Below are 20941 nucleotides of genomic sequence, written 5' to 3'. Positions count from 1 at the left end.
AAAAGGCGTCAGAATGCGCGCGAGTAACAAGATCAGACAGTTCCTCGGCAAGCTCATCGCTTGTACGCAGGGCGGCGTCACGACGCTTGCCACTCTAGCTCTTCCCGTTCTTATCGGGTCCGCCGGACTGGCCGTCGACCTGAACCGCGGATACCAGCAGCGCATCATCAACCAGCGTGCTGCTGACCTGGGCGCGCTGGCCGCGGCGATTGCTTTCCAGAACACCAGCGATGCCGCGATCCTGACCCCAACGGCTCGCGATGTAGCGGTTGCAAATGGTCTGGTCGGTGCGACTGTTGTCGCAACGCTCGTCAACGATTTGCCCAACGCCGGCGACCAATCCGTGCGCGTCACCGTAAACGAACTGGTGCCTTACACCCTTGCGAGCGTTCTCGGACTGTCGGGTTCCTTCGACGTGGCTGCAGAATCCATGGCAAGCCTTTCGGGCGGCACCAGTTTTGCGGCACCCTGCTACCTCGCTCTCGACGGTGGAAAGGCGGCCATTTCGGTAACCGGCGGCGCCTCGATCGACGCACCGAACTGCTCGATCGCGGCGATTGGCGAGATCGAGAACAAGGGCCAGCTGATCCGCGGCGCCGATATCATCTCTGGCAGCAGTGACATCTACGTGAACCACGGCGAACTCGACGCAGCAACCCTGCGGTTTGCAGGCAGTTTCAACAAGCCGGGCTGGAACAACGCCGTCCCTCCGCCAAAGGATTGGATCAACGAGGCGACCCCTCTTTCAGACCCTTGGGCGAATAATCCCGATCGCGTTGCCGCGATGGCACTGCTCGGCAATTTCAGCAGCCCGCCGGCGCTGAGCGACCCGTCGACCCCCAACGGCAGTGACTGGAAGTTCACCTGGAACCCCAGCAGCGCGGTTTCAGCTTACCGGCAGGGGACCAGCGGCAATTACATCGTCCCTGCCGGGGTCTACAATATCAGGAAGTTCGAGGTCGCAGGCGGAATCAACGTGACGTTCGAGAACGGCTCGATCATCCGGGTGCGCCAGGGCGTTTCCATTGGCGGTGGTTCGAATGTCAATTTCGGCGACAGCGATGTCTATGTGAACGGCGGCTTCGACAGCGGTTCGAACGGCGTCACATTTGGCAACGGTGCGCTCTGGATCGGAAGTGGCCAGGTCCGCTTCCAGGGCACCAACCGCAAGGGTGATGGCGATGTGCTGATCAATGCGGACGTCAGCCTGGGCGGTGGCCAGCACCTCCTCGTCGGAGACGGCAACCACTATTTCGGCGGACTCGATATCGGGGGCGGCGGCACTGCGCGCCTTGGTGCAGGTGATTTCGTTGTTGCCGACGGCATCCGCATCAGCGGAAACAGCGAACTGGCCATTGGCGATGGTGACATCATCGTGGGCCCCGGGAACGGCAATCGCGCCATCTTTCTCAGCGGCAGCGCGCGGTTCTTCATGGGCGACGGGCAATTCAGCGCCAATGGCGATATCGATACAGCGGGCGGCAGCCGCCTTGCTTTTGGCCGAACGCCAAATCATTACATCAACGGCGATATGAAGATCGCGGGTTCCGTGCTTTTCGGTGCAGGCCGCTACACAATCAACGGCGATTTCGAAAACGGCACCGGGGGCACCACCTGGCCCTACACCTCGGGGTTGACGGGCGAAACTTACGGTAGCGTTCTCGAAGGCGAGAGCGTCTCCGGTTTCGACATGGCGGGCATCAATGTCACCTTCGTTCTGGCAGGCACGATCAAGCTTGCTGGCGGGGCAAAGACGAAGCTCGAAGCAGCGAACTACACGCAGGCCGGCGGTTTCATTTCGGAACTGCTGCTGACGACCGAGAACGATGACGATGCAAACTGGACGGGCGGAAGCCTGAGTTCGTTCGCCGGAACACTGCATCTGCCCAATGCGCAGGTCAAAATGGCTGGTGGCAACAGCACCAGCACAACGAAGTGCATGACTCTCATTGCCAACACGATCCGCGTCAACGGTGGCGCCGCGACCGGCTCTGCCTGCACGATGATGGAAGACCTCGGTGGTGGCGGCAACAACACAAGAGTCAGGCTGATAGGATAGATCCCATGCGCAGTTTCTCTCTTTCGACCATACGGCGCAACGAAGATGGCGTGGCCACTGTGGAGTTCGCCCTCTGGGTCACCGGGTTCTTCATGATCGTCATGGTGGCGCTTGATTTCGGAATGTTCTTCATCGAGCGTGGCAAGGTCAACGAAGCCGTTGCGGCATCTGCCGTTGCGTCCTTCGAGGAAGCGGACAACGTCAACTTCGGTGTTCTGCCGAATTATGTCCGCAGTATTGCCGATAACCAGGCCATAACGGTTGCCATGTCCTGCAACGGCGTGGCCAACAGCTGCACGAACCTGAACCGCACGTGCGCGTGCCTGAAAACCGATGGAACCTATGTCGCAGCCGCCTGCGGCAACATCTGCACCGGTCCTGATGTTACCGGGGGATCGACAGCCGGCTATTATCTGACGATCGAAGCGGACCAAGGGTTCAATCCCGTCGTCTTGCCAGCTGGCCTGCTGTCCGACACATCGGTGACGCAGCAAGCCACGGTGCGGCTGCAATGAGCTTCATACGAAGACTTCGCGACGACGCGCGAGGGGTGTCGACCATCGAGTTCGCCCTGCTCGCGCCGGCATTCCTGACGCTGGTATTCGGCACGATCGAGGGCAGCCGGATCGTGTGGACCAAGAACACGCTGGATGAGGTGGCTTTCGCAACAGCGCGGTGCATGTCGGTCAGTCTGGAGTGCGAAACCGAAACGGAGCAACAGGATTTCGCTGTCGACCGCGCGGCCTCCTACGGGATCGCGATCGTGGCGGCAGACGTGACCGCCACAGCCGATGCGGACTGCAACGGATTTCCTGATTCGAGCCGCATCACGATCACGCACGATTTCAATTCGGTGATGGGTGGTTTCATGCCGAGTATGGCCGCCGATCTGGAGGCCGATAGCTGCTTTCCGCAGCTTTAATTGCTCAGGACCAGTTCCCAGCAGACTACGACACGATATTGCGCAACCAAGACATCCGGACTTCGGGCTTGGCCAGATCCCAGCGCCAGAGCTCGCCCATGGTGACGGCAGTATGAACTTGTTCGAGCTTCCGGCCCGATCGTTTCATCGCCGAATCACCGCCAAAATAATGCGGCGATCCGGCGGTGCAAAGGCGCGATTGCCGTCGAGCAGGGCACGCTGCGCATCGGCTCCAACTACTGCCATGGTCTTCTCGAGCCTCTCCATGATCTTAAAAGCATGGTCGCTCCGGCGCGCGAGAATTGCGCGATTGGTTGGCCGCGTACTGCTGTCGCGCGCACGAAAGACGCGCCCGGGGTTCCGCATTTTATGTCAATCTGACCCGCGAAGTAGTGAAGCTTAAAGGATTGTAACCGATAACTCTTTTTCGAAATTTGATGGGTCTCGTCACCTGTTAAGGAGGAAAAGATGTCAGAAGCTCAATACGGTAAATACAGGATCGTACACGGAGATGTAAGGCTCGAGGATCCGACCTACGGACAGGTAGAGCGTAATGCCTATGTCGCTGAAGTCATCGAGCTCGCGAACTTTAGACTATCAGAGCAAGGATGTGATGATCTGAGACCCCTGCAAATGGTGCCAGCACGTGCCGACGACGATTACTTCCACTTCCTGCATATCGGATCATCCAATACGGCCGCTGGGCAAAATGGAGCCTTTCACTTCGGGCTACAGCGAAGGGACCCGAAACTTCCGCCCGAGGAGGTTGCTGAGCGCCTTGCCCAAGCTGCGACAACCTATCTGTCGCGCCGGGATGAAATCGTGATCCAGGCGAACGAGGTTTTCAGCGAGATTTCACAGTACGAATGGCCAGAAGGTTTTATTATTCACGAAGTCGCCGCGCTGATGGATTGCTCCGAAAAGCCACGCTTCTCGGCCGAGCTATCAATGCTCGAGTTCGACCTCGTCGAATCCAGAACTCGCCGTACCGGACATAATGTGCGGTCTCTCCTTCAAAATCTGGAGAGGGCCGCAGAGATGCACGAGCGTCGGCTCGCCGCATTGGCGGAAAAGTTGGAAGCGGGTTGTGACTTGTTCATAGAGGAAACGGCTAAGCACCTACTCGACTATTACGATCTGACGGTCGAGAAGGTACTGGAGGTGCTAAATGGCACGCACTGGATGGACATCTACGACGAGCGCGACGATGCAAAGTATACGGTCGCAACTGTTCACCTTCAGGACGGCACGCTCATGGCTGACATGCGTGACGGCAGCAGCTCATGGGAGCTGCGCGGTGACACATTCGTGCTTGCAGATTCGGTATCGCTTCCCGAGACGGTTCGTCACGGATTGTGCGGCCAGCCGCTGTCGAGGCTTCTACGGACCGGCAACATGCTCGAGCATCTGACGATCGAAAGCCTCGATAGCCAAGAAGGCGAAACCAGGTACATTGAACTGGCAATCCCGAAGAGCGCCGTAGTATTGGAAAAGGGTACCCGTTTGTCCAACGCGGCATAGCGTCGAAAACGGCTCCAGTTCATCTACAGGGGCCGCTTCGAACCACCGGATGGCAGCCAACACCTTCGGCGCTTCTGAAGAGTCAATCGCCGGCGCGTAGGATCCCAAGCACCGGGTCGCTGTAAGCCGAAAGCAATCCTCCTTGGTGACATTCTCCGAGGCCATCGTTCTCACCGGAGGCCCAGAAGTGCCGACCACCTTGGCGCATGCCCGATACGATGGTTTTACGACCGTATCGCAGCACCTGGTCGCTAGCGCCAGCGGCGCGCTAACAAGAACACTACGCACGGCCAGAACACCGTGTTGGCAATATCCCGGATTGGCTCAAAAGCACCTGTCGAAGGACCATACAGCCAGTCGACCAATTCGTTAAGCACTGCGAACGCCGTGACCAGCGCCAGCGGGATCGGTGATCGGAACTTCCTTCTCAGTATCAGTGATGCTGCCACGAAAATGAGTAATCCGGCATGGACGTGGAGCAGTTCCTGGCTTGCGCCTGTCCAAGTTTCGATCGCGCGCTTGGCCTCGCGGTACGATACGCCTACGCTGTCAAGGTGTTGCGTTACTATCATGGCTCTCGCAGCATGTCTCCGGGCTGGTCTGCCTATGCTGGGCGATTTCCACTAGTGCCAGAACAAATCCGCAGGTCGATCTTTCAGATTGTCGAATTTATCCTTGTTAAGCCGAAGGCGGCTTCACAGGCGCCAGTCTTGCGAGTTCCTACGTCGGATAATTTGCCGGTGAGTCACCTCTTACAGCACCCAGCGTTCGCACTGGCCTAGCGGGGAAATACCCGGTCGAGGCCTATCGGCCGATCTGGAGATCAAGCAGGCGGCCTGAGCGACAACCGGGGATTAGTTTAACTCACTCGCCGAACTGATCAGTAAGCGGGTCAACCTCACACCTCAATCTTCCGATGCCGCTACAGCTAACTGGGAAGCATAGCGAGAGCGCCTAGAGATCGTTTCGAGAACTGAAACTGCTGGCGGTGAAGACCTATTGATTGGCGCGGCGTGAGATGGATGCGGTTGCTACTCCATCTTCTGCGAACAGACCGATGACTACTTGACCTCTGCGCCCCCGCAGTGCTCCTTCCGTTTCATGGCTGCGCTGTTCGACCTTGGCTATGAACCATCCGAATACAGGTGCGAGCGCTCGAGTTACCGGGGGACGAGCATCCAAACCTTCCATGCAGCGTTCCCCGACAATGAAGCGTGCCTCGCACACATCTTCAGGACACGCTTTGGCGATAACCCCATCTGCAAGCGATGTTTGAAGCCGAGCCTCTGGTACCGCATCGCAGGAACGAAGCGCTTTCAGCATCCTTGCGGGCAGGGCATCTGGCCGCTCAGCGGGACGATCTTCGAGCGCTCGAACATCCCGCTGCAGCTGTGGTTCTACGCCATGCTGCATTATGCCAATTCGGCCTCCGGCATTCCCACGAATTTCCTAGGTCGCCACCTGGGGGTGAGCCACAAGGCTGCTTACCGCATGGCAGATCGTATTCGTTTGCACATGGCCGCCCTCGACTACAAAGAGCGCGTCGGAGAACAGGGGAAACCGGTCGAGATACGCATCGAATATCTCGCCGGTATGCGGACCACAGGGTACCCTGTCCGTGGCTCAGCCAAAGCGGTGCTCGTCGGAGATCGCCACACAGTGCAATCTACCCTGATTGGACGAGCGCGCCGCCATGTCCTGAAAAAGATCATTGCCGACAAGCTTGCTCACGGGGCTATCCCGGTGACAACCTGTTCCTATACCCATGCGGTGCTAACCGAATTCGGTACCCGGCGGTCCGGCGCGGAACTCGTGGATGAATTTCTCGATCCTTCGACGAAGACGAACTCCATTCGCGGCTTTCTAAACTATGCCAAGCGCCCGATGCATGATGTTTACAGGCGCGTAGATTACACCAACCTGTGGAAGTACCTCAAGGAACTCGAGTTCAGCTTCAATCGCCGTTGGCGATCACAGGAAATCTTCATCGATATTGTCAGCGCTTTTCCGCATTTGACCCCCGATCATTGCCGTGAACTCGAGGTCTGGTCATCACGCTCAGATGTGGCTGCGGGCTCTCCGGCATGACTTTCGCGGGCACCAGTGTCATGGAATTTTTCGAGCGTTTCCCCGACGAGCAAGCCTGCCTCGAGCATGTCTTTAACGTCCGCTTCGGAGACCATTCACCGTGCCCCAACTGCGGCGAGGTTGGGGGCTGGGCTCCCATCAGGGGGACAAAGAAGTACCTGCATCGCTGCCGAAGGCATGTCTCCGTCCTGCAAGGCACGATGTTCTACCGGTCAAATCTCTCTCTCATGGCCTGGTTTTACGCGCTTCTGCTGTTTGCAAATTCTTCGACGGGCATGCGAGCGAGTTTTCTTCGGCGTCATCTCGGAATAGGCGTCAAGAGTTCGCACCGCATGTCCAATGCTATCAGGGCGCACATGGCGGCATTCGAGCCATGTCGTCAGGTCGGTGGGCCGGGTAAGCTAGTTCATATTGATGAAGCCCTGATCAGGCACGTCACGAGCGGAGTCAGACAGACGCCCCACATTGTCCTTGGCATCGAATGCGAGGGGGAAGTCGTAAGCGGTTTGATCGCGGATAGGAGCTTGGCCTCCATCACAGCAGCCATCAACGCCTTAGTGCGCCCAGATTCGATCATCGTGACCGACTGTCATCTCGCCTACAGTTCACTTGCTAGCGGGGGCTGGGAGCATATACCCATCAACCACGCACGTGCGTTTCACAACTTTGCCGGTCTGACGAATAATCCGATCGAGGTTTACTGGAGTGTTTTGAAGCGTACCCTGCGTCTCTACAACCGGATCGCCCCCCATAATCTTTGGCGTTTTCTCGCAGAGATCCAGTTCCGTTATAATCGCCGGAAGGCGAAAAGATCGACCTTTCTCGAGCTTGTCGGGGCCTTTCCGCCAATCGCTGCAGAGCGAGGCGCAGCCGTCCAGGAAACGTTCGACTGGTCACGCTGGAGGAGGGTGGCGGATCGGTGAGGCGGCTATCGTCTGGTGTAAATCAGGCGCTGCACCTTCTGGAAAACTGATCAACCGGCTTCATCGGCGATGGAAACGTCCGAAAGCTCTCAAATTCGCGATATTGCCGTTCAGCCCTATATTATCATGGCTATGGCGGCGGTCGACCGCATTCACCGATCCGTGCCCCAATAGCTCTCGGCGACAGTCGACGCCTTTTCCTCTGCAGCCAGTGCAGGCATCTACCAGCACCAGTAAAGACCTCAGATCACTGAATAGCGCTAGTGCGAGTATCGTCACATGACATCGTCAAAGCCCCAATGCTCCTTCCGCAGATCGGGGCGCGGAAACTCGGCGCTCTCCGTCGACTGTGCAAGGGTGGGTCCGGACCGCGCTTACGATACACGGAAGCATTACTTCACAGCATGAGCGTGTCGGTTGCTTTCATTTTAGGCTCGGCGTCTCCTACAAGCTCTCGTAATCGCTAATGCCCGCCGATGACCATCAATCCGATACCGAAAGCGATCAACCCGCCGAAGATCGAAGAGGCAACGCAAGCAGCACAAAAAATGCGGACGATATCGAGCGATACCGAGTACTCGCTGGCATCGGGAGCCTTGTTGCGCTCGAACACTGTAACTCGGTTATTGCGCTGCCATCTGGCAAAATCCTCCGCCGCGGCCAATGCCTTGTGCGTCTCAAGAGCGTCGTCCTTGAGGCAGCCCGTTATCGAAGTTGCCTTGTCCACGAGCCGGGTCATCCGGGCAGTGTGAGCCTCTAGTTCTGCGAGTACCTTGCCGACCTTGGCCGTCAGTCTGACAGGACTGTCCGGATCCATGATCAAGGTCGAGTACAGGCAGTGAACCGTGACGGCGCTGGCGATAAGCGTGCTCTCATCGCCGTTCGAGCAACGTGCGATATTCTCCATCACGCGGCGCTCGGAAGCAGTCATCTCGCGATCGAACAGCGTTTCCCAAAGTTCGTCGACCGTGTTCACCGCATCCTCCGTTCGATCTCTTCGAAGAAGGCGTCCAGCCTTTCTTCAAACCGCATGGTGGCCACCGGCTGTTCGGAAGCCCTGAGCTGGTAGGCAAAGCTCGAGGGCTGCGATTGCAACCTTGCAGCGATGAAGCCCGGTACACCAGGGATCTGCAGCAGCGGATCGTCGGGCCGCTGCCCGAGGCCGTACTTGCGCAGTCCGACAACGCGCTGGACTTCGAGATTATCGGCAGTCTCGAGCAGCTTGAACTTCACGTCGTTCTTGTCGGCGATGAGGAAGAGCATGGAGAAACCCTCCAGCTTGTTAGCGATGAAGTTTGCCGCGCCGATGGCTTCTGCAGGCAAAGCCTGCTCGTATTCGATGATGGCGATGCGTTCGCCGTGCCTCAGCCTGCTGTCGATGGATGCTGCCAGAACGTCTTCCCTGTCACCTTCCACGTCGATGGGTTTGACATGGATGAAGTGGTTCTCGGGCAGTTCGCGATAGGCCCAGCTCTTCATACCGCCCACCTGGATGACGAGCGGCTGTTCCTTGAGATAGTGCGAGAGCAGAAGAGCAAACATGCTGGCTCCAACGCCCCCATCGACCCGTGCGATGATGAAGGTGGGCGCCATGTTCGTGTGCTTGTTGTAGGAGGCCGGGAGAACCAGCCTTTCTCTGGCGGGCCGGGTCTGGAGCATGTGCTGCAGCCGTGCGTGGAACCCGTCGCCGGGCAGGAGATCGTTGCTCATCTGAAGTCCTCGTCGGTCAGTTTGTCGATGGTCGGACGGGTCATCGGGAGCGGTTTTTGCGCTGCCGATTTCTCTTGGGCCCGGGGCCTGGATGCCTCTTCATGAGGCGCGTCATTGGTCTTCCCATCCCGTTCGAATTCGAACAGCGAGAGACTGGCAGGGGCCTGCGATGCGGTGATCACGGGCAGACTTGCACTGCCAGGAGACGGGGTCTCAGCATCGCCGGATGTGGACGTCGGATCGGCCTTCTCGTCCGCCAGAGGCGGGGTGTCACTAGCCATGCCGGCCGAACCGGCACTCACGGTTCCATCCCCAGTCCCTACTTCGCGCGCAATGCTGGTCAGCTCATCAGCCGGGTCATCATCGCTCTCGCAATCACCAAACAGCGGTCCATGATGGGCCTCCCAGCTTGCCTGGTCCCATGCTTTCGCATCGATCTCCTCGAAGCCCTCGTCCCACTCGAGATGTACCGTGTGCCCTTCGACCTTGAAGCGCTGCGCCGCGCTGCATGCGACACGTATCTCGTCGAGGAAGATGTCATGGCGTTCTTCCTCCCTGCGACGCTCGGCGAGATGCGCCACTTCTTCGTAGGTAGCGGAGAGACGAAAGCCGCTGGCGAGCAGCATCTCGAATGCTTCGGAACCAGGGACTGTATCGGCGAAATCTTCCGCCAGAGAGGAGATCATTTTTGGTACATCACGCGCCCAGTCATCGGTCGAACGGTCATGTGCTCCGAGGCGCTCGAACGCGTTTCTGACTGCGACAAGCTGGATTTCGAGCGCTGTATCGTGGGTCTCATAGGCCCCGCGCCGGGTCACGAAATGCACGACCGTCTGTAGCCGGTCGAGATCGCCTTGCTCGGTCAGCCCAAGTACTTTTCCGAGCAGGCCGACATCGCGGTCATGGACCAATCGGTGGGCCCGCGCATAGGCCCGTGCCTGGCCTTCGGAGACCTCGGCAAGACAGGTCCGCAGGTGATAAAGGCCTTCGAGGAAGGTGGTGCTGAACCCTGCCGGAAGACCGCAGTCTTCACGCGCCTTCTGACCAAATTCCGCTGCTCGCGGATCGTCCTTCAGCGTGTGTTTGGCATAGTCGATTGCGGCCGCTTCTTCTGGTGTCATGCTGCCTGCGAAGGCATCCAGAATGCCTGCCCGCATCATCTGCACCCACAGGTTTTCAGGGTTCTGAAAGTCTGGATCGTCGCGCAGATCTGCAATCAATCTTGTGATCAGATCTTTCGGAAGATCGGTGAGCCGGCCAATGGTCGAGGGCGCAATTCCACGCTCTACAAGGCCTTCGATGAAGGGGCGTGCCATCGCATCGAGCCTGTCCTGATCGGTGCGCTCGCGGCTCGGCGGCACGTCCGCATCGGTGGCGGGATTGTCTTCGTTCAGGATGTCCAGTTCGACCTGGTACTGGTCATAATCGACGAACTTTAGCAGGGCTTCGGCGATCGATTTCTCCGCCGTGGCCTTGCGCTTGCGGGTGGCTTTCTCGTGCTGGCGAGACGTACGATTGAGCGGCATCTGGACGAGCAGGGGGTTGCGCAAAGTCTCGCGCGCCTTGCGGGCGGCGGAGGTAAGCTTGCCGTCCCCGCCACGCTCTTCCGTCTTCGCCTTCATTTCCAGATAGGCGTCGAGCTGCGCCTTTGTCTCCGGGAATGCATCGGACGCACGCCGAAGCATTTCGATCATCAGGATATTGAAGGGTGCATTGTCCATGGCTTCCGCATTGTAGGATGCGGATTCGGCGGGCCAAAGCGGTCGGACATTTTTTTGTCGCAACATTGGGAAAATGCGACAGCGGACTGTCTTTAGCAATTCGTCCGCCGCTTGGCAATTGCGACAAAGCCTGCCGCCGAGACGGCAGCGCTAGCAGTCACCCGAATAAAGCCCATTCTCATGGCAAACGGACCGACTTGCCGTTTTTACCCTTTCTCGTTTTTTAGGCGCAATACCGCAAAATGGGACGCACCTGCGGAGCGGACCATTTTGCTGACATCGTCCGAACTCGCGTTCGCCCGATAAGATGCTCGCTGGCGCTCGCACGTCGGCTCTTGCAAGCCTCCTTCGAGTGCGGCCTGTCGCGGCCTGGGGCGATGTCACCGACATCTTGGGGGGCGGACCCATTGCTGGCAGCTGCGGGCCTTTATCTTTCAAATCTCATCGATCGGGAATGCCGGTGAAACCGGCTGGTGAATGGAAAAGGGATGCGAAGAGCGCGTCCCGCGCCTCGCCGGTTTCGACAAGACCGGAGACCTGAAATGATTAATACCGACCACCTGTCGCCAGACGCTGAGGGGCTGGCTGCAGAACTCGGCCGCTTCGACGACTACCGCGTTCTGCGACGCGTCCCGACACCCTTTCCTTCGATGCCGCATATGGGGCCTGTGCCCGATGGCAGGTGCGTTGCGATTCTGGACACTGAAACCACCGGCCTCTCGGCCGAGAACGATGTCATCATCGAGCTCGCGATCATGCTGTGTTTTGTCGACGACGACGGCGAAGTCATCGGGCACTTGGGACCATTCAGCTGGCTTCAGGATCCGGGCCGCGAACTCGATCCGCGCATCACGCTGGTAACCGGGCTGGGTGCGCAGCACCTGAAGGGTAAGGCGATCAACGACAGATTTGCGTCCGGTTTGCTCGACCGCGCCGACTTGATCGTCGCGCAGAACGCCAGGTTTGATGCAGGGTTCATCGAGCGCCGCTATCCCGATCTTGCAGGCAAGGCCTGGGCCTGTTCGTGCAACGAAATCGATTGGCTGAAACTCGGCTTCGAAGGGCGCTCACAATCGGCGCTTCTTGCGCATGCAGGATGGTTCTCCGACGCACACCGCGCAGCCGCCGATGTCTGGGCCTTGTACTGGCTTCTTCGGCACCGCCAGCGCGATCCCGGCGGAGGTCCGGTCCGCACCCATCTTCAGCGACTGATCGAAGCTGCCGACACGCCAACGGTGATGGTGCAGGCCCAGCGCGCACCGTACGCGAAGAAGGAGATACTCAAAGCGCGGGGTTACCGGTGGAATCCCGATGGTCCCTTCTGGCAGATCGAACTGCCGCCCGAGAAGGTCGAGCACGAGCAGGCCTGGGGATATCGCAGCGGTCTTCCGGCGATGACCACGCGCACCCTCACCGCCAGCGAACGCCATCGCTGATCGCTCCAGTCCTTCCATCCACACTCTGAATGAGAATGCGCGGGGCGCCTCTCGGCGAGCACCTGTGCGCGACAAGGAAAACAATCATGAACAATATCGTACCACTGGGCAGCGAACTCGAGCGCCTGTCCCGCAAACTCGAACACGAAGCGCAGATGTTCCTGTCGCGAAAGCGCGATGGACACACTGGAACTTCGCGCCGCTGGATAATCTTCGATCTGGAGTTTCTGTTCGATCGCTCGCGTCACGCAGGCTACACGGTGGCAGAGGGCATCTGCCTGAACTTGCAGCGGCAGTCGGTGTCCCGGCCAAGCCAACGCCGTCCCAAGAGATCGGCAAGCACTGCGAGGCCGGCAATTGGCCGACCGTGTGCGACCAGGTGCTCGCCGATGTGCTGACGACGGCGGTTCTCACGATACGGCACCTCGCCGCGCATCGCGAGATCGATTGCGACCAACACGCCGCTGCACTCGCGATCGCCGAAGCAGCGCTCGCATCGAACGGCACCAGCGAGTTCGTCCGGCGCAGTTTTGCTCCATGGGCGAGAGGGCAGAAGGCTGCCGGCAGGCTACGCGGCACAGTCTACCGCTGCGCTGCGTGAGGAACACAAAACTGTCTTGCTGAAGACGGGAATAGCGGACCGGAAAGAAGGGAGGAAAAGCAGGATGTAGCAACGCGCAGCACGAGGCAGGCGCTGGCCTCGAAACACACCCATCACGCCACAGCTAATCTGCCGCTGAGCGGATCGAACGATAGCCGCCTATCCGGGAAGGATGCGCGGCATTTTTTATGCCCGAAAGGAATCTGAAATGCCCCGGAAGAAGAATACCACCAGTCGCGCTGTTGCGTCTGCCAGGAACACCAATCTTGCCAAGCTGCCCGAGCGCGTTGCGATTGGCGCGCACGAAGTTCGTCCCGAGCAGCTTTATGTCATCAAGGACCGGCACCCGCGAGGTCGCGGCCCGTGGACGGATGAGCCGTTTGACAAGATCGCCTGGCGTGATGCCGAGACTGGCCTCGATTGCATCCTTTTGCGGCAGCCGTCTGGTGTGTGGGGAGGGTTCGTGGCCGTCGGCCCCGGCCACCCATTCTATGCCCACCGCGAAGATGCTATCCCGGCGGCGGCCGGACTGAGCCCGCACGGCGGTATCGATTATGCCCAAGCGTGCTCGCGCAATGAGGACGAAGCCGTGCGTGTCTGCCATGCCCACACCGGACATCGAGCGGCGCAACGCGACACCCCGACTGCCGAAGATCAGACCATGGATGACGCATGGTGGTTCGGCTTCTTGGCTGACAAGCCCGGCGACCATGTGCCTTCGGGTTCGAAGCCTGTCCTCGCGAGCGAGGAGGGAGAGGTCTACCGCAGCATCGACTTCATGTACGCGGAAACCACAAAGCTGGCCCGCCAGCTTAAGGCGATCGAGGATGGCAGCGCCGTCGGTACCGACCCTGTTCTGCCAGCGAGCCCGCTGCGGCTCGGCAAGCCGGGAGGACGCTGATCATGGACCAGCAGAACATCCCTTACAAACAGCGCCGCAACCCGAACCTGCCTTGGGGCTACTGGTGCATCGCGGACCCGGACGATTATCCGCATCTTGTTGATGAATATGGGCGACGGTGGCCCTCGCTGCGCGAGTACATCTGGTGCGGTAGGCTCGGCATGGCGCGCGGCTCGAATTTCGAGTTCACCGCCATGACCGAATTCCTGCTCGCCGTGCTTGCAGCCATCGACCGGCGCGTGGTCTACATCGAGGAAAAGGTGAACGATCTGTTCTCCGGCTCATGGGACGTCGCGCGGAACTACGGAGCCTGGCTCGAGGGGCAAGAGCTCGCCGAAGGCCTGACCGGAGGCCTGACACCCGAAGGCCGCGCCATCCTTGTAGCGCTCGCCAGCACGCGCGGCGCCGAGGCGGCCACTGTCCCCATCGGTCTCCCGACAATCGCGCCGTGGCGAGGCCTCGATGGCGGAGATACCCGCGAGGAGCGCGAGCGTATCGTGAAGGTCAACGAAGCCTTCGCGGAAAGCCTGCCGGGCCGGTTCAAGCGAGAGGTGATCGCTCGCCGACCGGGGATCAGGCTTGTCGGTGCACCGGAAGGCGCAAACATCCCGCTGGGCCGGGTGCTGTGGACCATGACCTTCGCCGACGAATACGCGCGCGATCGCCTGTTCGCGTGGCTGGTCCAGCGGCTCGACCGCTGGGAAGCCTGGACGCAGCTCGCGATCAAGGACGGGGCGCAGGCCTTCACCGAGCATATCCTGCGCTTACGGTTCGCAGACGAGGTGATGGAAGCCCGCTGAGGGCCCCCCCTGACCTCACGCCAATACAATTCTGCAGTGGGCGGCAGCTTATCGGCATGTCCGCCCACTGCCCCAGTTTCAGGACTTCACATGCGAAATCCCTATCGATCGGTCATGCCCGCGCGCGTGATGGTTCTCTCGCTCCTTCTTCCACCGCGAGCCTACGAACCGCCAGCCCCATTCGGGTTTGGCGCTTTCATAGTCACCCGGGACCTGATGGGCGGAGCGAAGTTCACCACAAATTCCCACGGGTACGGCGCGGGTTACGAGCCGCTACGCATGCGCGACAGGATCGGCAAGTTGCTCACACCAGACACGAAAACGCTGATTTATGCTGCTGCGCCGCAGGATGCGGACCAGCGGGGCGAAAACCTCGAGACAGCCTTCGTACGTGACTTGGACTTTGTCCCGCGCCTGGGCCTCATAACGGTTACGCGCATGATCATCCCGCACAGCGAGTTCGTGATTGCAGCGGGGATGGGCAACATGGGCCAGCTGCCGGCGAACATGGTGACCCCTATCCAGCGACTGCGCTATGTTGGCCTGGAAGCGCAAGCCGCTTGGCTATGGTGGTTATTCGCAACCTCTTCGCCGATGAAGCGCCGAAGTCTCCTGGCGGCGTATCGAGCTTGGTCGGCTCTCCGACGAGCGCAGGTCCATTCGTCGTCTCTTTTCTCTGATCAAAGGGCCGAAGCGCTTTGGCCACCAGGGTATTCATCCTATAATTTGTGAATGAGCAAACCTATTGATCCTACCCAGATCGCCCCGCCAGGCTCGATGCCACGAGCGATATTTTTTCCTGAAGGAGAAGGGAAGAACAGCCGGGTAATTTTATCGGTCGTAAAAGAAAACCAACCTGAGGAAATACCTTGGCAACGCTACTGCACGAACAGCGAAACGATGATCCAGTTGTGGGGATTTCTCTACCAACATCCGGGTTTCGCGCTTTTTGCCGAGAAGTACATCGATCGTCATGGTCCCGCTGCATTCGATAAGCTTCTTGAACGGGTCGGAGCGCCGACTTCGTGATAGAAGAGAAGATATCCAGTTGCCCACCGACCCGAGGGGATCGACTGGCGCTCTCGGGAAAGCGTATATAGCGCGCTCTGATAGGACCCCTTCGTAACATCAGTAAGATAAAGTACGAGCGCGGAGCCTCATGAGAGCCGCGCTCGTACATATATTTATATATGGTGTGTGTGTTCTCCGCAGTTGCCCGCAATAAAAACAAGCAGTTATTCACTTATCGGTGCCATTCCCCGCAGGTGTGTGCCGCACCTAATCTTCTCCATGGCAGACCGTTTCCCGCAGGCCGAACTTGCGATGGCGGTCGGAGCCCCTAGCGAGTTCGGCGCGTTCGATCTTACCCTGACGAAAAAGCAGGCTCATCGCCTTTTCAAGGCGTGCTTTTTTTATCCCCTTCGCTTCGGGCATGTCTGCGAAAACGTGCGGCGCGTAAGTCTTGCAGGACCGATCGGAGACAATTCTTCCTTCGCGCGTAATCTGCCGAAGGCAGTCGAGGAAGAGAAGGCTGTCCTTGACCACCCGCTGCGATTGCATCAGGTCGTTGGCGTCGCGCGGTTCCATCTCGCATTCACCGACGAATGCTCCATTCCGCCAGAAGAAGCGGACCTGGTAACCGTTCCGCGTATAGTTCGCCTTCGATATGGTCAGCGTTCTCATGTCGGTATCATGGTCATGTTCGACGAAGAAGTGCGACCGCACCTGGTTGAGCCACGCGGTTGAACCGGAATAGCTGTCACCGATTTTGTTGGGGTGTCCCAGCAAGACTATGGCCGCGTTCGTTTCGCCAGCCAGACGGTTGAGCAAGTTGACGAATGAGGCGACCTGGTGGCGGTCGTTCTCATTACCGGGGAAGAGGTGGGCGACGTTGTCGAGAAAGACTATGCCCGCGCCTGTCTCGATCAAGGTCGCGCGAAGTCGATCATACGCCGCAGTGGGCTTTATAGCGCCTTCGACCGAGAAAGTGGCCAGTTCGTTGTGCAACTCTCCGCGTAAGGACGCGAGGTGCAATTTGTGCGCCAGGCTTGCCATTGGCAGGCCCAAGGATTCGCAGATGTGTTCCTGACGCCAGTGAAGCTCATTAGCGTCGTCCTCGCAGGTAATGTAAAGCGTGTTCATGACGGGCGGAGTCAAACCAAGCGTCCCGCTGCCCAGCGCTGCAGCGGTCGCAAGCTGCTGACCCAATAAACTTTTGCCTACCGAACCCTTACCGGTGAAGAATGTGACCTCACCAGCAGGTGCAAGCGGAGCAATGGCGAACTCCTTGGGTTTGGCTCTGCATTCAGCAAGGGTGACGAGATCGAGCGTCGGTATGGTCCCTTGCTTCGCGAGATTGCGGACCAGTGTCTGAAGGTCATCTGCGGTCCCTTCCCAGTCTAGAATGTCTCCCCCTTCTGGAAGCCCCGGCAGTTCGACGACGATAGTCTCGCCGCCGGCTCGCTGTATCTTTTGGCAGACGTTATCACACTGGGCGCGGCCAGCTTTATCGTTGTCAGGCAAGATGTAAATCCGGCGCCCGCTGATAATCTGCCCGAACTCGTCAGCTTTCCAGTCCTTGAAAGAAGTCGCGAGCAGACCCCAACCCGCCAGCTTGTCGGCTTTCGCCTCACCTTCGGTCATGTAAAGAGGAGCGTCCGCGGAAGCCGCCAGCAGATCAGGCAGTCTATACGGAACACGCCTTTCACCGGCCCCGCTTGTCCATTTCCCGCTTTCATCGACATGATCATAGCTGAAGCATTTCGGTTTCCCGTTTTCCCCGGGTTCGATGCGATGCTTTCGGTACAGCGTCACGCCAGTTTCATCGACGTATTCGAAAGTGGCAGCGAGCCGCTGACCGTCCCCGAGATACACAGCAGGCTTGGCGGTCACTCTATTTTCCCGCGCCGGGGGATTCCAGGGCACGCCTCCGGATCGCGCGCCCGGAGGAGGAAGAACGCCTGCGTCGCGCAGTATGTTCTTTATAGCTATCGGGTCACCGCCATTTGCGGAATGGATCAACACCCCGTCAGGGGCATCGGGCACGATGCTGGCCCAACTGCCTCTATCTTTCTCGCTATGTCCGGGAGTGGGGAAGCAGGCCCGTGTACCACGTACCTCTCCGCCGAGGATATGGGCGATCGCTTGCAGGGACGGCGCGTTCATTCCCCAGTCTCCCCACCGCTCGTGAGGAGCCTCTCTTGGGATCGCAGGATTTCTCTTGGCGGCAGCCGGTCGCTTGCTGGCCGCGTATCAAGAAGGGCATGGGCGTCGAAGAGGCGCCGGATTGCCCCGGATAGGGAATTGGATTTCATGCCTTTTTCTCCGTTGCCGCGATCGGAATGATTCGCGAACGGAGAGGGAATTGACGCCCATTTGGCGGGTGAGCTGAATGTCTGGAGGGGAGGAAGGTGCGCAAATGATGCACAATTCGTTTTAGTCGGTTTCGGCCACCAGATCTTCGAGCTGAGAAGCGGTGGGCTCAACAACCTGTCTGTAAAGGATTGCTGAAAGCGGCTTGATTGTCTGTTCGTCCAAAGTCGCTCCCATCATCACGTGAAGTCGTTCGTAGAGTGACTTCTGCGTGGGGAAATGCCCGGGATTTAGCCTTCCGGCCTTCGCCAACTGCGCCGCGGCGATCCAGAACGGGGTCCATTCATCCTGGATACGTTTCCTGCCTCGTTTAGGCTTCGCTGGCCTGCGTTCCTCGACGAACTTTTCAACGGCTTCGTCATCGAACTCGAGATCGGTCAGTTTTACAGCCCGCTTCTCGTGCTGGCCTGGTAAGGTCGCTGCCCCAAAGGTCCATACGGACGCTTGCTGAGCTTCCTGCTCGATGCGCCGCCAGTATTGCTTTATCCTCGCGTTCTCGCCCTCTTGGCCTGTGTCTAGGTAGGTAACCGTCGCGGTTCCGGAAATACGACCTCTGGAAATGGCGTCCCCAAACTCTCGCAAGGCTTGTTCGGGAGCCTGGCATGTGAGCAGGAGCGAATGTGTAGCTGAAGCCTTCATGCGCATAACGTTTGGCCGAATCTGATTATCATTTCGTTAGAAATCAGTGCGGTGAAGCTGCTGATGGCGTGCGTGAAATATTTACCACTGTGATTCGATAAGCCCGCTCCTTCATTGAAATTGAATGGATCGGCTAATGCGTGCGATTAAGGTTGATGTGGATGGAACGGTTACCGCCTACGATGGCGAAGAAGACTTTTGGATGGACGAGGATACCGTCTGGGCCGAAGGGCCTTACAAGGGAGAAATAAACCACGCCGTCTATTACGATGACGAGGCGATGTTTGCCGATGTTCAGGTCCGCGCGACCCTGTCTGGTGTCGACTACCCTCTTCCATGCTGGATCGTGGGAATTTTCGGTGAAGATACTGCTGACGCTACTCTCAGCCTAGAGAAGGTCATCGCCGACCTGGGGCCCAGGCGATACCCATTACTGGACCATCCTAAGGGAGCCAGCGCCGTAGCCTGAACGATTGCACGTTCGGTTTCGATCGTTCGCCGCTGTGACATGTATCGCATGGCCATATCGCGAGTTGGGCGAGGCACCACTTTCCGCTCACTCGGCAAGAAGTGATTTCGCTCAATCTTCTGCAGCTTCGTCCTCGATGTTTAGATAATGTTCTGCATTCAGGCGGCACATTGACCATTCGGTTCCGCCAAGAAGATCATGGTAGTAAATTGAGACCGATCTCTCATAAGCGATGACCATATCGACACCCATGGGTGAGGGGCCGTAGAAAACGAGGCGGTTCACCAAGGCATGGACTGCTGACATGACCTTGGATCGGGCATCGAATCTCAACGTCTCGTTCTCGTGGTCAAGTTGTGAACGTAGCTGATGGATCCTGGCCCACTGTTCCTCCAGACTAGGTGCATGCGCAAGCAGTTGTAGTCGTCCCCGTGCTTCGTCGAGGGCGGACATTGCGACATCGCTTTCTGCCACGAGGTCGGTCCAGATGGCCTGAGCTTCGGGTCGACCGGTGTCTACTGCGATGCGTAGTGCCGAGTCCGAACGCGCTTTGGCGATCTCCCAGGTCCTTTCAAGCGTTGCAATCTCTATTTCCAAGTCACGAACTTCTGAATGTGAACCTGAACGGTCTCCTGAAAGAGCCTCGAAGATGATGGGATCAAGTATTCCTTCCTCCCAGACCGCGTAATTGAAGTGGACGCCGTTGGTACAGCCTTTGCCGCGCTGATAGCCGTCGCATATAAGGTAATCTTCGCTGACCCAGGTGCCGTCCGCACGCTGCTTGCGTCCCTTGCTCCGAAAGGTCATCTTGTTTCCGCAACTGCCGCATGTAGCAAGTCCCGAAAAGAGGTTGACCAGTTTTCGGCCCCGACCGGTGAACTTGCGCGATCGCTCGGCGATCGCCGTTAAAGCCCGTCGATGGAGATCGGCGTCGACCACCGCCGGATAGTAGTCCTCCACGATGTCGCCCGTCATCGTGCGCTTTGCCCCGCGCGCCTTTCGGGCCGGGTGGAGTTCGCCAATCACCGCGGGGTTCCGAAGCACCTTCTGGATGGAGGAGGCATGCCAGCCATCTGCCCGACCGAAGGTGGGCACATTTTCGAGATTGAGGTTACGGGCGATGTGGTGTTTCCCGTAACCAGCAACCGTTTCCTCGAAGATCCGGCGGACGACCGCCGCGCGTTCGGGGATCGGTATGAAGGTCGCAGGGTTGCCCACGACCTGCAGCCACGCGGGTGCGCGGCGCGTCATCACGAATTTCTCGCCGCTATTGAGCCGGCGTCGTTTCACCGCCCAGGCCGAACTGAGCCGCTGGCTCTTCTTCTCGGACTCTTCATGACTGAGCTGGGCTTTCACCACGACCTCAATGATCGAGGCCATGTCGAAATTGCCTTGGGAGTAACGACGACCACCATCAACCGTGGCCACCATGACGCCGGCCTCGGTGAGGTTCATCATCCACATGAAGACCCGCCCGGGCTCCTGTCGCGACAAGCGGTCGAGCTTCTCACAAAGGAGGACTACCCCGTCAGGAAAGCGCCCGTCTTCTACATCTTGCACGAAGCGACCGAGAGCTCCAGACGTCGTGTGCTGCCCCTTGAAAGCACTGATACCGTCGTCAACGAGCTCGTCTACGACCCGCCAACCTGCTTCTGTTGCATGCCGACGGCAATCTTCGCGCTGGCGCTCCAGACTGGAACCCTTGCTCTGCTCAGCGCTCGACCAGCGCATATAGATGACGCAATCCATCATGGCGGATTATCGATTCTTTCGATTAGA

The 20941-nt window shown here is 58.7% G+C and carries 19 protein-coding genes; 13 read left to right on the top strand and 6 right to left on the bottom strand.

What is annotated here, in order from left to right; genetic code table 11:
• The 6 genes from D2V07_RS13035 to D2V07_RS13000 all read left to right on the top strand — a co-directional run.
• On the top strand, positions 1–2059 hold a 2059-nt coding region (locus D2V07_RS13035; protein ID WP_325049019.1), incomplete at its 5' end, for a pilus assembly protein TadG-related protein.
• 5 nt (positions 2060–2064) lie between these two features.
• A complete protein-coding gene (locus D2V07_RS13030; protein WP_119584765.1) occupies positions 2065–2574 on the top strand; it encodes a TadE/TadG family type IV pilus assembly protein in 510 nt (169 codons plus the stop codon).
• A complete protein-coding gene (locus D2V07_RS13025; protein WP_119587433.1) occupies positions 2571–2981 on the top strand; it encodes a TadE/TadG family type IV pilus assembly protein in 411 nt (136 codons plus the stop codon). The genes D2V07_RS13030 and D2V07_RS13025 overlap by 4 nt, the downstream gene beginning before the upstream one ends.
• 468 nt (positions 2982–3449) lie before the next feature.
• Positions 3450–4502, top strand: coding sequence for a hypothetical protein (locus D2V07_RS13015; protein WP_119587431.1), 1053 nt, complete (start codon positions 3450–3452; stop codon positions 4500–4502).
• Between the two features lie 1101 nt (positions 4503–5603).
• Complete coding sequence (locus tag D2V07_RS13005) at positions 5604–6590, top strand: IS1595 family transposase (protein WP_119587429.1); 987 nt, start codon at positions 5604–5606, stop codon at positions 6588–6590.
• A complete protein-coding gene (locus D2V07_RS13000; RefSeq protein ID WP_119587428.1) occupies positions 6587–7513 on the top strand; it encodes an IS1595 family transposase in 927 nt (308 codons plus the stop codon). The genes D2V07_RS13005 and D2V07_RS13000 overlap by 4 nt, the downstream gene beginning before the upstream one ends.
• 463 nt (positions 7514–7976) lie before the next feature.
• Here D2V07_RS13000 and D2V07_RS12995 read toward each other — a convergent pair whose 3' ends face one another.
• The 3 genes from D2V07_RS12995 to D2V07_RS12985 are packed head-to-tail and all read right to left on the bottom strand — an operon-like array spanning position 7977 to position 10773.
• Entirely contained in the window at positions 7977–8489 is a 513-nt protein-coding gene (locus tag D2V07_RS12995; RefSeq protein WP_119587427.1) for a hypothetical protein, read from the bottom strand.
• Complete coding sequence (locus tag D2V07_RS12990; protein ID WP_119587426.1) at positions 8486–9223, bottom strand: hypothetical protein; 738 nt, start codon at positions 9221–9223, stop codon at positions 8486–8488. The genes D2V07_RS12995 and D2V07_RS12990 overlap by 4 nt, the downstream gene beginning before the upstream one ends.
• Positions 9220–10773 (bottom strand): hypothetical protein, encoded by a 1554-nt coding sequence (locus D2V07_RS12985; protein WP_147366974.1) that lies wholly within the window; start codon positions 10771–10773, stop codon positions 9220–9222. Before D2V07_RS12985 ends, D2V07_RS12990 begins: the two co-directional genes overlap by 4 nt.
• 713 nt (positions 10774–11486) lie before the next feature.
• On the opposite strand from D2V07_RS12985, the gene D2V07_RS12980 reads away from it, so the two are divergent.
• The 6 genes from D2V07_RS12980 to D2V07_RS18400 all read left to right on the top strand — a co-directional run bounded on the left by D2V07_RS12980 (position 11487) and on the right by D2V07_RS18400 (position 15711).
• On the top strand, positions 11487–12380 hold the full coding sequence (locus D2V07_RS12980) for a 3'-5' exonuclease (RefSeq protein WP_158586837.1): 894 nt from the start codon (positions 11487–11489) through the stop codon (positions 12378–12380).
• A gap of 64 nt (positions 12381–12444) precedes the next feature.
• Positions 12445–12981, top strand: a complete 537-nt coding sequence (locus tag D2V07_RS18590; RefSeq protein WP_158586836.1) for a hypothetical protein — start codon at positions 12445–12447, stop codon at positions 12979–12981.
• Between the two features lie 208 nt (positions 12982–13189).
• Positions 13190–13882 carry a hypothetical protein gene (locus tag D2V07_RS12970; RefSeq protein WP_147366972.1) on the top strand — a complete coding sequence of 231 codons (693 nt, stop codon included), beginning with the start codon at positions 13190–13192 and terminating at the stop codon, positions 13880–13882.
• A 2-nt stretch (positions 13883–13884) separates the two neighbouring features.
• Complete coding sequence (locus tag D2V07_RS12965; RefSeq protein ID WP_119587421.1) at positions 13885–14682, top strand: hypothetical protein; 798 nt, start codon at positions 13885–13887, stop codon at positions 14680–14682.
• 279 nt (positions 14683–14961) lie between these two features.
• Positions 14962–15414: a hypothetical protein gene (locus tag D2V07_RS12960; protein ID WP_147366970.1), complete on the top strand. Its 453-nt coding sequence runs from the start codon at positions 14962–14964 to the stop codon at positions 15412–15414.
• On the top strand, positions 15415–15711 hold the full coding sequence (locus D2V07_RS18400) for a hypothetical protein (RefSeq protein ID WP_147366968.1): 297 nt from the start codon (positions 15415–15417) through the stop codon (positions 15709–15711).
• Positions 15712–15960: 249 nt separating this feature from the next.
• Here the strand turns inward: D2V07_RS18400 and D2V07_RS12955 are convergent, their stop codons facing one another.
• Together D2V07_RS12955 and D2V07_RS12950 are read right to left on the bottom strand one after the other, a co-directional pair.
• A complete protein-coding gene (locus D2V07_RS12955) occupies positions 15961–17847 on the bottom strand; it encodes an AAA family ATPase (protein ID WP_119587419.1) in 1887 nt (628 codons plus the stop codon).
• Positions 17848–18117: 270 nt separating this feature from the next.
• The gene (locus D2V07_RS12950; protein ID WP_119587418.1) at positions 18118–18699 is read right to left on the bottom strand and encodes a hypothetical protein; all 582 of its coding nucleotides are present in this window, start codon (positions 18697–18699) and stop codon (positions 18118–18120) included.
• A 130-nt stretch (positions 18700–18829) separates the two neighbouring features.
• On the opposite strand from D2V07_RS12950, the gene D2V07_RS12945 reads away from it, so the two are divergent.
• Positions 18830–19162, top strand: coding sequence for a hypothetical protein (locus D2V07_RS12945; RefSeq protein WP_147366966.1), 333 nt, complete (start codon positions 18830–18832; stop codon positions 19160–19162).
• 111 nt (positions 19163–19273) lie between these two features.
• On the opposite strand, the gene D2V07_RS12940 is transcribed toward D2V07_RS12945, so the two are convergent.
• Positions 19274–20914: a recombinase family protein gene (locus D2V07_RS12940; protein ID WP_119587416.1), complete on the bottom strand. Its 1641-nt coding sequence runs from the start codon at positions 20912–20914 to the stop codon at positions 19274–19276.
• Positions 20915–20941 lie beyond the last annotated feature (27 nt).

This window comes from Aurantiacibacter zhengii, from assembly GCF_003584125.1.
Taxonomy (GTDB): domain Bacteria; phylum Pseudomonadota; class Alphaproteobacteria; order Sphingomonadales; family Sphingomonadaceae; genus Alteraurantiacibacter; species Alteraurantiacibacter zhengii.
The sequence above is the reverse complement of the archived record's forward strand: the minus strand, read 5'-3'. Positions and strand labels throughout refer to the sequence as shown.